A 14,650-nucleotide genomic window follows, 5' to 3' on the forward strand; every position below is an offset into this window, starting at 1 on the left:
GATTTTATTTAAATAACAGTCTGAAAATGTACCCTGCATCCTTCTCATTGAACCGGGTAAAGAATCCCATTACCAGGGCCTGGGTTTGACCGGTGGCACTCGTTGTTTCCACTACCTTCGCCACATATCCGTTGAAATCGCCGGTATTGTTATATCCCGCGGCCAATGTACCATTTGGATTGAGCACCATAAGGCCGCCGCGATGTACGCCCATATAGCTCCGGAAATACCCGCTGGCAATGATCAGCCCATTATTCAGCTGATGCGCCATATCATAATAGTTGCCATTGGCAATGGGCGCTGCGGTGAACTGCTGATCGATAGTACCATCGGCCTTCAACATCACCAGCCCATTTGCTGTAGCGCCGTTAAATTTTGTGAAGGTACCGGCCACCATGAAACGCTGGGTTACCGCATTGAACCGGATAGCGCGTATATCATTATCAGCCCCTGTGCCGCCGAAACCTGCATCCAGACTGCCGTCTGTGTTAATCCTGGCGATATAGGGAGCAGGCTGACCGTTGTACTTCGTGAAGCGGCCTGCTATCACCAGCTTACCGTCGGGCTGCATGTAGGCATCGCTGACAGGGCCATTGGGGCCGTCGAAGCTCCTGTGCCTGGCCAGGTCGTAGTTGAAAGTGGAATCCAGGGTTCCATCCGGATAAAAGCGTATCAGCTGACGTATCATTACACTGTCTGTTACCAGTGAGTCGCGCTGATGCAGGAAATCGCCCTTACTATAATCATAACTGAGGTAGTAATTGAAACTCCCGATGGCCGTAATCCTGTTATTGTTTACAAATACTCTGTAGATACCGCCATCCGTTCCTCCATTGAAAGCCGGTACGGTATCTTTTTTCGTATAGGTGTTCACGACAGTAGTATCCAGTGAACCGTTGGTATTGAGTGTGGTGATGTTGCGTATCTGGCCGGTGTGTGTATCATAGGAAGAGAAGCCGCCTACTATCACCAGTTTGCCACTGGGGAGTGCTGCCGCGGTAGTCAGGGAACCATCGGCTCCTTTGCCCGATAAGAGGGTACGGTCTACTTCTCCATCTTTCGATGTTAATACAATCCTGTTCAAAGGCTTTACGACACCCTTACGTTCAAAGTCCCAGAATCCGCCCAGCAGCAGCATGCGGCCGTCGGAATACTGGTAGGCATCCATTACCGCGTTGTTGGCGCCTATCGCCACTTTATAGTTGGGATCGAGGTCCAGGTTACCTTTCACTTTAAATACGGGGCCAAAATAGATCTGATCACCGATCGTTACGGAAGTTACGCCGGTGCTGCCGGTAGCAGGTATCTTTACCTTGATGCCGGCAGTATCTACTGCAACCAGTTCGGCCTTTTCTCCGTTGAAAGTAAATGTCAGCGAGTCTTTATAACGTGCCAGCCCGGTTGCTTTGAATGTCACCACCGTTCCGGGCGCACCCTCTGCGGGTGTGGGCGGATCGGTACTCAATTGTACGCCCAATGGTGATTTCCCGCCTGCATAGGGATTATCGAACGTTTGATTGTCCTTTTTACAGCCGGCCAGCCACAAACCAGCCAGCAGTGCCAAAAGCAGGATATACGTCTTGTATGTTGTCAATCTGGATATTATTACATTCATGTTATCTTTCTTTTTTACTATCCTCAAAAAATATCATCCTCCGGTTTTCATCACCATTTTCATATCTGCCAGGAAGGCGCTGTAATCAAATCCGAAGTAATAGTGATCGTTGGATAGTACGTGCACTACTCCGTTCGTAGTAAGTATATTGCTTGAAGCCACATTGGCGCGGATCCAGCCATCCCTGGGCTTTCCGGGATCGGGGATATAACAGATCGTGAGCTGGCGGTAACCTACATACTTCACGCCGTTGTCGTCGTTGTAAATTACACCGATGTTCATGGGCTTTCCGTTCCACGACAGATACCCCTGCCCCGGGTAGATCGACAAGAGGTCATAATCTATCTGTGGATAGTCTTTCAGCTGATTTAACTGATGGAACATATACAGCTCCAGGTAGCGCTGCCAGATGGTTGCCGGGATATCAGCGAGCTTTTTCACGGTATCCAGCGAATTGAAGTTGAGATCAGCATTGAGCGATTGTATGAGATGTTTTATGCTGTTATTCGTCGGACAAAAGAAAGTAAGCGAATCCTGTTTGAATACCTTTTCCATGCCGGCCAGTCGTACTACCTGCGCTACGCTGTCGAAGAAATACGGCACTGCATCCAGGTAGTCCATGGTGCTGCCTTTGAAATGCGGATCGTGAACACCGGAATCACGGTAGTAGTCTTTCTTGCAAGCGCTCATCCATAGCAGGATTCCTGACAGGGCGAGCAGGATATATAACCGGTTTGTTTTATGCTGCTGCATGGGAAATATTTTATCTTGACCAGTAATTATTCAATTGCATATTGGGATTATTATTCAGCACACCCGGATTGAGTGGCCAGGTCCAGCCACCGTTATCGAATTGTGCCTGCGTAAGCGGATAATAGCACCATTGCGGATTTGTAACGCGACCGGTACGTACCAGGTCGAAATAATAATGCCCTTCCATCATCAACTCTTTAGCACTTTCCATGTAGATGGCCTGCCGGAGCGGTTCTCCGTCGGCGCCCTGATACAGGGTTGCCTTGGCCCTGGTACGAATCATATTCAGCATGGTTTTGGCTTCAGCACCACGATTTAATCCCACCAGCGCTTCTGCTCTCAGCAGGATGGCGCCGGCATAACGGAGCAGGATCAGGTCATTATCCACGTTGGTATCATTATCTCCCTGCTCAAAGATGCTGCTGTATTTCAGGAAACAGAAAGTACCGTCGTTGGCATACATCTGGGAATCAAACCAGGTGCTGGCCCTGGCGTCCTGGCCGTCGGCGTACAGGCGGCGAAGAAAATCAGCGCGGATATAAGTAAAGCTGTATTGGTGATTCCAGGCGGGTCTTTTATAAGGGTAGTGTACAACAAACTCCGACAGGTCGTTCCATTTATCGCCCAGGGTTTCGCCATAGTTGGAGTTTATCACGATATCGAAAAGACTTTCCTTCGAACGGCCTTTGAAGATCGTGAACGACTGATCGATCGGCAACAATTCATAGGCGCCGCTTTTCACCAGGTCGTCGCCGGCTTGTGCGGTTTGCGTGTAGTAACGGGTAGCATTGGCTTTATCGAAACCGGCATTCCACATGCTCATTTCCATGATCAGCGCAAGGGCTGCTCCCTTGCTGGCCCTGGCCCCACGGTATGCAGGATCAGCAAAGGTCCAGGCCAGGTTGTCTTTTACTTTCGTCAGTTCGTCAATACAATTATTCATTACCGTTACCATCTTTTCTCTGGCCAGGGGCGCATCGTGGTAGGCATCTGTATAATAGGGCACATCTCCCCACATGCGCACCATGATAAAGTAAGTCAGGCAACGCATGAAAACAGCTTCCGCCTGATAACGTTTAATATCATCTGATGTAATGTCTGATATCTTCCGGTGATCCAGTTCATATATCAGTATATTGCTCGCCTGTACGATACGGAAATAGGGTTTCCAGTCGGACAGATTCCTAAGCTTGAAAATATTCCAGAAGTCTTTACCACCGGGGGTATTGATCACATTCATCAGGTCGTTCTTTGCAATGTTAACCACAAAGCTGCGGTCGTTACCATCATTCTTTTGCGGCGACATTTCCATCATGCCGGCCCGCATTTCTCCGGCGCATGCAAACAGCGGACAAGATCCGGCAGCGTCCCTGAATAATCCATAGATATCCCACAGATTACTCTCCACATCCTGGCGGGTCTGGAAGAAAGTGTTGCCCGACAAGCGATCCAGCGGTTTTACATCCAGGAATTTTTTACACCCGAGCGGCGTAGTCAACAAGAAAATAAGTGCGATATATTTAATCCTGCGAAACATAGTCAACAACTTTTAATTGAGAAGATCACGTTTAAAACTCTACGTTCAAACCAAAGTTCCAGGTACGTGGCACCGGGTATCCGCCCGACTGGTCGCGACCCAGGGCCGATACGTTCTCGGGATTAGGCCCGCTGTACTTAGAAAAGGTGAACAGGTTATTGGACGAAGCATATACCCTGACAGAATTAATCCCATAACGATTCGTCAGCTTCCGGTTGAGCAGGTAGGCCAATGTCAGCGTGTTGATCTTGAAATAAGAACCATCTTCCTGTATCAGCGTTTGTTCGTAACGGTAAGGGTTAATCTGACCTGCTCTCATATAGTCGAAAGGGTTAGGATAGTAAGCGTTGTAGTTATTGGCGCTCCAATAATTCACGTCTTTGAAATCCACCATCGTTTTAGGATCATAAGGATTGCCGAGATACTGCATCCGCTGCGCCAGGGCGTTGTTGAGAATAGATCTGATCAGCGTGAAAGAGCAGCTCACGTTCACGGAAAAGTTCTTCCAGTTTACGTACGACTGCAAGCCACCGGTGATAAGCGGTTGCGAGTTACCTGCCGCCGTATAGTCGTCACCGGTAACTACGTAGTTACCATCCACATCCTGCCAGATAGGATCGCCGCCTTTGAAGTAAGTACCGCCGGAAGTTCTGTAACGCAATCCGGTAGCGGGATCCACGGGCACGTCCGCATCAGTGGCGTATACCCCTTTGGTTTTAAAGAGATAGTTAGTAAGACTATTACGCCCCACTTTATAAAGGATAAACTGGTTGCTGGCATTATCGTACTGGATCAATGCTTTGGCGCCATTGGGCAAATGGGTAAGGATGTCTTTGTTCAGTGCGCCATTGATAGAAATAGTCCATTGCACCGCACTGGTACGAGGTAAAGGCCGGAAAGTGAATGTAGCTTCATAACCGTAATCGATCAACGAAGTTTCGTTGGTTACGATATTGTTGAAGCCGGTCATATCTGCTACATCTTTTGTGCGCAACAGGTTCAGCACTGATTTGTAATACGCGTCGAATATTATTTCCACACGGTTATCGAATAAGCCAGCTTCCAGCCCTACGTTATATTGCGTGGTTGTGGTAGGCTTCAGATTGGGATTGGGTAACTGGTTAAAGTCGCTTCCCAGGCGGGGATTCGCGTTGTAAAGTCCGCGGGGATAAAAGGTACCGTAGATAGCGAAGATGTCTCCGGAGGGTACAATGTTCTGACCCCAGCTTCCACGCACAGAGCCATAGCTCAGCCATTTACTGTCTTTAAATATCTCTTCCTTATTGAAATTCCAGCGTAAACCTATGGCAGGATTTCTTGAATAGGGATCTTCAAAACCCGTGCTGGAAGTACCATCCAGGCGGTAGCTCAGATCGAGTACATACTTTTGCCGGTAGTTATAGGAAAACGTTCCGGCGAAAGAAGCCACGTGTTGCTTGGAGTAGTTATCCAGCAATCCACCACCGAGCGAAGCCCATCCATCATAGCCCAGCGGGCCTTTATACTGATTGTTGGGTGTTTTCTCTTCCTGTATTACCTGTGCCTGGAAACCACGATTGTAAATTTCATTGAAGGCAGATATGAAGAAATTATGTTGCTCATTCAGCGAATAGAAATACGAGAGCGTATTGCGGTTATAGAGTGTGAATTTACGATCGTTATAGGCATACACCTGTGAAAAATCGTTGTGTGCAGCAGCAGGTGTAAAGCGGTCTTCCGTATTGGAAGCATAGTCATAACTCACGCTGGTAGCTGCATTCAGGCCGCGCAGCAACTGATAGTTTACATCTATGCTGGCTCTGACGTTTGCTGTCTTATTATCGTTTTTAGTAGTGAGTGACGACAATACCCCTGCTGAGCTTTGATAAAACGAAGGGCCAGGGAGCAGTGAAGAAGCGCTGGCATTGTTTGCCACACCATTTTGCACCAGGCCATTTCCATCTCCCTTATTCCTTTTTCCCACCTGTGTAGATAAAGTGGTAAACACCCTTAATTTAGGATTAGGCTGATAGAGCATGTTGGTGTTGATAGAATAGCGATCGAAGCCGGTATTGCGTATCACGCCATTCTCATGATAGTAGCCCAGATCCACTTTATAGTTAAACTTGGGATCTCCGCCACTGATATTTACGTTGTGCGTTTGGTTATAAGTAGTACGATAAAAGATGCCCTGCCAGTTGGTAGAATTATTATAGTAAGGATTCAGGCTATCGGCGAGGAAAGGGGTGGCAGATATCCTGTTGATATCATCCCGGTTGCCGCTGGCAAATATCTCCGCGATGCGTAGCCGGCGCTCGTCTTTACCGCCGATGGTATTACGCAGTTGCGGCGGCGTGTTCAGGAAAAAGTTTCCGGTATACCGTACCAATGGTATAGGCGAGCTACCGCGACGGGTAGTGATGAGGATCACGCCATACGCACCCCTGGAGCCATACAGGGCCGTGGCCTGTGCGTCTTTCAGGATTTCCATACTTTCAATATCTTCCGGAGGGATCAGTGATAAAGGGCTCACGCCCGGTCCGGCGGTCTGATAGCCGTATTCAAAATTGGCATCCGCTTCAATAGGTACCCCATCTATTACGTATAGTGGTGAAGTGGGAGACAGAAAGGCGTCGTTACCACTGCCTTTCACGGTGATGTTAGACAATCCCCTGATTTGTATGGTACCTCTTCCACCCGGAGCACCCGTGTTATTTTGGATGTTAAGCCCCGCTACACGCCCTTGTAACAGCTGTTCCACGTTGGAAACAGGAATATCCTGCAATTCTTTCCCACTAACGATCTGCGCCGCTCCGGTGGCTATTTCACGGGTCTTCTTCTGATACCCTACAACAACAGATTCGTTCAGTTTATTTTCGTATACGCCTAACCGTATTACCACATCACGTTTATCCTTCACCTTTAGTTTGTAATCTGCGAAACCCAGGTAACGGAAAATCACGGTAGCATCCGGTGCTACAGCCACATTAAACACGCCACTGCTGTTGGTGATGCCAATGGGCTTCAACGGTGTGCCGCCCAGGATGCTCACGCCCACCAGTGGTTCATTGGTTTGCGCGTCCCTTACCACTCCTTTGAGCGGTACTTTATCCTGTGCATACCCTGGTGCAACCATCAAAAAGCACAACAACAGGGTAATTGCCACACAGGGTTTCATCTTTTTATAAGTACATAAAAAATTCATGCTTATGTAATTTGTAATTGCGGTGATCAAATGGATTGTATCGCTTTTCCGGCTGTTTTATTCATCTCTGAACCTCGGGTTACTCCGGAAGTAGAATATAATCTCCCAGTCGCCTTTCTGGTAAATGCCGAAATACAGATCTACCGTGCCTGTCTGGCGCGTATGCCCAAACCCTAACCTGTCGAACGAAAAACTGATATGAGCTGCGGAGCCATCACTATTGGTAAAGCGGGTGGGCAGCCTGATCAGCGGAATCGGGTAAGCCACCTGGTACGTAACGGCGTTTTGTGTAATTACCGGATTGAATCCATGCAGCAGGGAGTCCCATTTGGTGAGATTAAAATGACTGACATCTATCGGCAGGGAATCTTTATCTACGAACTTAAACGTGAGACTATTTCCGTTTCCTTTCTTATGAAACAATACTCTCACGCTGTCTGATTTCAGCGGCTGATTGTTGTCATCATCGGTGATATTATAGATCCCGGGATGATTGTATACCAGCGAGTATATGGAAGAATCGCTGGGGTTGGGATAGTTGCGCCGTTGCTGGCCCGTGTAGGGATCACCATCGTAGGGTGAATACGGTTGTTCCCTCATCGGCAACAGCTGCAGGTTCTTATACATGTTAGTGCCACCGGAATTACTTGCTTCCACATCGAACAGATAGCCGGAATCGGGCTGCTGCCGCATGAATGAACTGTCGGCTCCGGCCCACAATATAAAATCGCCGGAATTGGGGCGTATTTCCCAGGCAGGATGCGATTCCACTACTCTTTTAGCTTCAATTTCAGCGATCGATTTTTCATAGCCGGTATATGCCTGTTTCCACACCAGCGTTTGCACGTTTTTGTCCAGATCCGTTGCCGGCTGTCCCGTTTTTTTATAACGCACGTTCATGATCTTAAAGTGAACGGGCGTGGTGGAATTATCAGTATTGAAGATGAGGCTGTATACAGTAGTACGGCCCAGAATGGGATTGAATACAGTTTGATTATACACGGCCCTGGGGCTCAGGTAATCCAGATCATCCGGCGCCCACTTTCTGCAGGCAGCAGTCAGTAAAATAATAGCGCCTGCGATCGCCCAGTAAAAATTAGTCTGAATTTTTCGTTCCATTTAAATAGGTTTATTGCTGTGTAGGAAAAAGCGCTGTTAGTTAACGAGCTTAAAAGTGACCGACTTCACATCGTATCCGCCGGTGTCCATCACGAAGCGCATCTTATGTTTCCCTTTAGTCAGGTGAACGGGTGTGGTAATAGCGGTGCGTTTATCATAGCCACCGGTGTTGATGGCGCTTACCTGGCCTGTTACATCGGTTCCGTCAAATTCGATGTGAAAGGTTTTCTTACTGCTTTCGGCAGTTCCCATCATGGTAACAGCGTTGTAAAAGCCGGTGGTTTTAACGTCCACATCATACTCCAGCCATTCGCCTGCTCTGGTCCAGCCGATAACATATCCACCTCCTTCATGCGGTGCAAAAGCGATTCCTACGCCATCGTCAGGTTTGTACTGACCGCCATCGTTATGGTCAGTGGTATTGTGATAGCCTACGCCTTCACCACCGGGATTGTAGTCTTCCAGCTGCACGCAGCCCGGAATGGGGATCGGCCGGCCTTTAGGTATAAACTTTATGAAACGCAGGTCGTAGTAAGCATAGTCGTAATACACGGTAAGGACATGTTTACCTTCCGGCAGCCGCAGGGTGGTATGCACATCCCTGTAATTGCTCCAGTCGCCGGTACCAGGCAGTAGCAGGCTGCTGCCTGATATTCTCACACCATCCAGTTCCAGATGCAGGCGGCCATTATCGCCTGCGCTGCCATAACGGAGCAGCATATCATAATCACCTGTTTCCATGATCTGAATGGTATATTTCATCCACTCATCTGTTTCGGTCCATCCGATTTTGTAACTGTTGTTTTCAGCGGTGGTGATATCTACGTCTTCTGCGGGCCGGAACTGGCCTCCGGCGTTACCCCTCGACCTGTCGTGATAAGCCACTCCTTCGCCTCCGCGGTCGAACATTTCCAGCCCTATTGTACCGGGGATAAACATTGGCTCTCCGCTCCAGGGCGTTGAATAGGTAGGGTTCATACGTGATATAAATTCATCGAAGCCAAACATATGATCCTTCTCCAGCACATTCACGTAACCATTTTTTGTATTTATGTCGATGGCTACTGTGCTGGTATTACTCCAGCGATTGGTATAGATGACGTGTTTTGTGTCGGAGAACTGGATCACGCCCGGGCCCCCTTTCACGTACCCTTCTGCAGTAGTGCGGTTCAGCTTACCATGCATCGGGTAATCGTCAATGGTATTGAGGGTAATACCGTCCTGGAGCTGCATACTGTCGGCGCCAACTTTACCACGAATGATATAGCGGCATACGAGCGAGTCGAGCTGATCAACGGGTAATCCGGAAAGGCCCATCAGTGGTCGCCCCTGTATGGTACGCAGGGTATTCATATTATCAATAGCCTGCCGGAAACTGGCGTCTGTAGGCGCAAATACCGTGAGCAAACTGTCTTTGTTTTTCAGCAGATCTGTACGGTGTACGAGGTTGGCTGCCAGCAAAAAAGAGTCGTATTGCTGCTGTTGTTTCAGGAAGTCGTATATCGTACCATCAAATTGTTTCAGTTGATTCTGATAATTGTAATCGCCGTCATTTTTCCTGCAGCCGGCAAGAAGCAGGGAACCCGTTATACATATGGCTAACAGGCCGGTCATCTTATGGATGTTGCGCATGTTCTTCATCATTTTAATTATTGCCAATAAGGGTTTTGCTTAATCAGTGGATTCTGGGCGAGGATGTTTTTAGACACGGGCCAGAAAATGCCTCCGCTGGCGATGAGCTGCATGAAAGCGGGGTCGTTTTGTTTTATCTTATTATACCGTATCAGGTCGAACCAACGCCAGCCCTCACCCATCAGCTCTTTCCGCCTTTCCCGGAAAATTGCATCTATCAGATCGCCTTCCACCACCGGGTCGTAGCGTTTGATTTTGCGTAGATCGCGGATAACATTCAGCAGGTCTATGGCCTGCTGGCGCTGCCCGTTTACGGCCTGTGCTTCGGCCTGCAGCAGGGTAATATTTTCCAGACGGGTAACGATGATGGTGCTGGAGAAAGTCCGGAACGACGGGTCCGTAGAGGGTCCGTCCTGGATCACCTTTACTTTCGTGAAGATGGGGACCTGTGTATTAAAGGAGGTAAAGTAACGTTGAGAAGTAGGCGCCCCGGTGAGGGTATCCAAACTGAAGCGCTCATCCACCGGCTGATCGAAAACGGAGAGGATGGTTTCCTTCGGCACGTAGATATCCGGCAGATCCTTGTTCACCACGGGTTTAGCCAGGGTTAATTCTTCCAGGTGCCCGGAAAAGGATTCGTCGCCATGTCCCCAGTCGAAGTTAAAGGCGAGGATATGGTTGTCCTGTTTCCAGTGGAAAAAGCCGTCGCCTCTCACCAATTCATCTGTGCCTACGTAGTAGCTGCCGGCTTTGCCGTAGTTATCGAGCACAAACTGTGCATACACGGATACATCGGCGTACTTACCCTGCCAGGCCGCAACATGTGCCAGCAGCGCGTAAGCGGTGAGTTTACGGGCCAGTACGCCCATCCAGCGGGCGCCGCTTTCATTGTAATAATTGCCCTGCTGCTGGGGATCGTTCTGACTGTATTTATAAGGCAGGTCGTTAGCCGATAGCAGTATTTCCTTTTCTATGAACGCAAGCACTGTTTCTTTCTTTTCACGCGGTTTATTACTGAACTCACCGTCGTGCGAAGTGGTGATCAGTGGCACGTCTCCCCAGATCGTCACAAGGCAGAAGTAGGCATATGCCCGCATGAAATGCATCTGGGCAATATCTACCCGCATATTCTGATCTGTGTACTTGGGATCTTTGGCTTTCACTTCGCCCACATGTTCGAGGAACATGTTAGCAGCATTGACAACCGCATAGAAACGGCGCCAGTCGGAGAGCGACTGCAGCAGCGGATAAGACGCCCGCAGATCGCCCCTGATGATGGCTTTCAGGTCCTGGCGTTGCAACGCTGTGAAATCCCCGCTGCGTAACTCCCCGTACATCCAGTAAGCGTTGTTGTCCGCCAGTGCCGCCCGCATCTGACCGTATACACTGATCAACGCTGCCCTGGTGTCTTCATGGGAATTCCAGAAATTCTTTTCAGATACCACATGCGATGAATCTACATCCAGCAGTTTTTTACAGCCCAACCAACTCAGGCTGCACAGGAGTATTATTGATATGAGCACTTTTTTCATGTCAGTGATTTTGCATACATGCTGTTATAAATCCATTTTCAGCCCTATGGTGTAAGTCCTGGGTATGGGTAGTCCATAACCGGTATCGAAACCATTGTAGTTGACCAGCTCCGGATCTCCGCCGGTGTAAGGCGTGATCGTAAAGAGATTACCTGCGGTACCATAGATGACCATTTTATTAATAGGTGTTTTCTTCTTCCACCACCGGGCACTGGTCAGGTCGTACTGGAGCGACAGTGTACGCAACTTCAGGAAGGAGCCGTTTTCGAGGAAGAGATCCTGGTCGGCACGATAGGCATCTACGGTGCTCCAGGGATTGTAGATGGGGTATTTATCGTAGTTGCCGGCTTTGCTCCAGAAGGTAATCTCTTTGATGGCGGTCATATCTATTTTTCCTTCTGTGCTGATGAAATCAAACCGGCTGGCCATTTTAGCATTCAATATTTTCCGGCCGAGTGCATAGTAGAAAGAGAAACCGAGTGTGAAACCTTTCCATTGAAAGTCGTTGGAAAAACCGCCGGAAACCAGTGGCATGGCGTGGCCGGCCAGTACTTTATCTTTATCGTCTATCACATAATCTCCGTTCATATCCTGCCAGCGGGGATCACCGGCCTGCAGTGGAATACCCTGGTAATTCAGTTTCTTTTTCGTGACAGGATCCACCGGAATATCTGTTTCCCTGTTATAGATACCGTTGTTCTTCAGCACCCAGAACTGATCGATGGCATGGCCTACTTTGAGCATACGGGTACCATCGCCTACTACCAGCTCCTGCAGCCCATCCGGCAGTTCCAGCAGGGTATTGCGGTTATAGTTGGCGTTTAAGGAGGCCGTCCATTTTAGTTTAGCCGTTGCCGGTAGTACAGCTGCCTGCAGGGTAAGATCGATTCCCTGATTGCGGACTTTCATCCCATTCTTGTATTGCATTTTGTAACCATATTCGGAGGAGAAAGGCACACCAAGAATCATATTCTTATCGACACGGTTATACACGTCCAGCATTACATTCAGCCGGTTGTTCAGGAAGCCGGCATCCAGGCCGAGATCCGTCTGATCCACATAAGGCCAGCGGATGTCGTTACCGATATATCCGGCTGAATAAGCGCGACTGATACCCGGGAAGCCGTTATAAGAGAACTTCATTGGGTTATTACTGAAAGAAAGATCGGAGGTATACTGCGTCCCTTCTCCGAACCGGTCGTCGGTCATCAGGCGGGCAACGCGGCCCCAGCTGGCATGAAAGCGCAGGCTGTTGACGACCTCCTGGTCCTCCAGCCAGATCTTTTTCAGATCGGCGCCGGCAGTGAATGTCGGAGAAACGAACCACCAGTTATCCTTTTGTGCACTGGAAGAACCATCGCTTCTTACCAGCACGGAAAAATCGAGGCGGTCATTATATTTATAGGCAGCCCGGCCGTAGAAGGATAGTAAGCGATGCTTTTGCTGGTCGAGCAACATAAAGGTCAGCGCGCGGCTGAACGATTTTAGCGTCAGGTAATTGTCCTGCGTGTTATCGGAGTTCAGGATATTCAGCTTAATCAGATCGTTCGGCCCTTTGTAGGCATATGCATAATTATACCGGTTGAAGTCGGACTGGAACACTTCTCCTGCTTCGAGGTTCAGCTCATGTTTCTTGTTCCACAGGTGGCGGAAGGAGATGGTATTATCAAAAAACACGCGCTGGTTATATCCAAAGTAATTAGAAACATAGTTCACTGTTTCCAGCAGGGTACTGGGATAAAACAGATCTCTGAGCCCTTCATTGTAGTCGAAACCGAAGTTGGAGGTAATGTTCCAGTCGTCGCCCAATTTGTAGTTCAGTTTAAAATAGCCGTTTACCTCATTCGTTTTATTATCATCGAACGACTTCCCATATTCGTTAAGGAACTGACGGTAGATATCTTTATTAGGAGACAGCGGGCTACTGAGATCCGGCAGGTATTGCATTTCCGCAAAGCGGTCGCGCAGATAGCGGTTACGCTTACGTTCGAGGCGGGTAGCGCTGATCATGGAGGAAATGGTGAAACCTTTGAGCGGCACCATATTGATCTCGAACATAGCGTTGTACCTGTCGAGCGAAGTAGCATCAGCCGGATTGGCGGAGCGCCGGGCACCGGCAGCAAAGAGGAAATTAGCCCTTTCTGTGCCACTGGAGAGGCTTGCATTCACGCCATATACAGGGTGGGTGCGGTAGTAGAGGTCCGTCCAGTTGGAGGGGCCGTAATACGCCGCGTTAGTAGAATCGCGCAGGTAGAGCGGGTAGCTCTGCAGCTGGTCGGTAGTGGCGTATTTATCATAGAACTGTTGCCGGAAGCTGTTTTCGGAGCTGGCGTTGCGGGTGGTAACATGAGGCGGCTGCACGATACCGAAATAAGTATTGAAGCTGATTTTCCTTTTACCCGTCACGGGGGCTTTGGTAGTGATCAGGATTACACCGCCATTAGCCGCGCGGGGGCCATATTTTGCAGCGGCGGCGAAATCCTTTAGTACTTCGATGGAGGCAATATTATCCGGGTCGATGGCAGCCAGCAGATTGGTAGCCGGACCGAGGCGGTTATAGTCGAAGCGTTGTACATCGAACGCAAAAGGATGATCCATGATAAGTGGAATCCCATCCACGATTACCGTGGGCTGCGCGTCGTATACATCTTTTGTGCTGAGGAAAGGAATGGCGGTACCGCGCAGGAACATATACTGATTGGTGCCAGGCTCCCCGCTGGGTTCCTGTACGTATACCCCTGCGGCATTGCCTTTCAGCAGTTGTTGCAGGGAAGCATAAGGGTAGATGCGTTCGCGGTCCAGCGGCAGGCCCTTTGCGGCTTTCCGGTCATAAGGAAATACCTGCCGGGTGGTATCGGCACCGGCTACCGGCTGAACCGAATCTGGTTTGTAGCGTGTATACTTTTCCGTTAGATACCTGTCGAAACTGCCAGCCCGCGCGAGGGAAGCACAATACAGCAGCAGGCACGGCGTGAAGATCCGTACAAATAAGTGCATAATTTTTATTTTTTAAATAAGGCGGGGTAAGAGGTGTCAGCACCTGTCACCTGTCAAGTAATCGTTTACGGAGACCAGCATGGCAATTCCTGGGCGCCAGCGCTCCCTGTTTGTTTTCATGACGTCAACTGATCAACTTAGTATTCGACGATGCGTACCTGTGTTGCTCACATACCCGTGGAAATAATACTGTATAGCGGCTCTTATGCCATAAAAAATTCCTATCCCTACCTTACATTCCCTGAATAAATAAATCGATTTAGCGAATCATATTTGCCATT

8 protein-coding genes are annotated in these 14,650 nt (G+C 49.0%); all 8 read right to left on the reverse strand.

From position 1 onward, the window contains the following. Nucleotides 1–4 precede the first annotated feature (4 nt). From UNH61_RS20630 to UNH61_RS20665, 8 genes are read right to left on the reverse strand one after another with little or no spacing between them, the layout of a single operon-like run. A complete protein-coding gene (locus UNH61_RS20630) occupies nucleotides 5–1,615 on the reverse strand; it encodes a DUF5008 domain-containing protein (RefSeq protein WP_326993892.1) in 1,611 nt (536 codons plus the stop codon). Nucleotides 1,616–1,648: 33 nt separating this feature from the next. Further along, a complete protein-coding gene (locus tag UNH61_RS20635) occupies nucleotides 1,649–2,368 on the reverse strand; it encodes a hypothetical protein (RefSeq protein ID WP_326993893.1) in 720 nt (239 codons plus the stop codon). A gap of 10 nt (nucleotides 2,369–2,378) precedes the next feature. Beyond that, a complete protein-coding gene (locus tag UNH61_RS20640; RefSeq protein ID WP_326993894.1) occupies nucleotides 2,379–3,905 on the reverse strand; it encodes a RagB/SusD family nutrient uptake outer membrane protein in 1,527 nt (508 codons plus the stop codon). Nucleotides 3,906–3,936: 31 nt separating this feature from the next. Further along, entirely contained in the window at nucleotides 3,937–7,089 is a 3,153-nt protein-coding gene (locus UNH61_RS20645; RefSeq protein ID WP_326993895.1) for a SusC/RagA family TonB-linked outer membrane protein, read from the reverse strand. A gap of 57 nt (nucleotides 7,090–7,146) precedes the next feature. Then, complete coding sequence (locus UNH61_RS20650) at nucleotides 7,147–8,208, reverse strand: DUF5007 domain-containing protein (protein WP_326993896.1); 1,062 nt, start codon at nucleotides 8,206–8,208, stop codon at nucleotides 7,147–7,149. A 36-nt stretch (nucleotides 8,209–8,244) separates the two neighbouring features. Next, the gene (locus UNH61_RS20655) at nucleotides 8,245–9,840 is read right to left on the reverse strand and encodes a carbohydrate-binding protein (RefSeq protein WP_326993897.1); all 1,596 of its coding nucleotides are present in this window, start codon (nucleotides 9,838–9,840) and stop codon (nucleotides 8,245–8,247) included. Between the two features lie 17 nt (nucleotides 9,841–9,857). Next, entirely contained in the window at nucleotides 9,858–11,372 is a 1,515-nt protein-coding gene (locus tag UNH61_RS20660) for a RagB/SusD family nutrient uptake outer membrane protein (protein ID WP_326993899.1), read from the reverse strand. A gap of 24 nt (nucleotides 11,373–11,396) precedes the next feature. After that, on the reverse strand, nucleotides 11,397–14,369 hold the full coding sequence (locus UNH61_RS20665; RefSeq protein WP_326993900.1) for a SusC/RagA family TonB-linked outer membrane protein: 2,973 nt from the start codon (nucleotides 14,367–14,369) through the stop codon (nucleotides 11,397–11,399). Nucleotides 14,370–14,650 lie beyond the last annotated feature (281 nt).

It is taken from the genome of Chitinophaga sp. 180180018-3 (genome assembly GCF_037893185.1).
In the GTDB taxonomy this organism is placed as follows: domain Bacteria; phylum Bacteroidota; class Bacteroidia; order Chitinophagales; family Chitinophagaceae; genus Chitinophaga.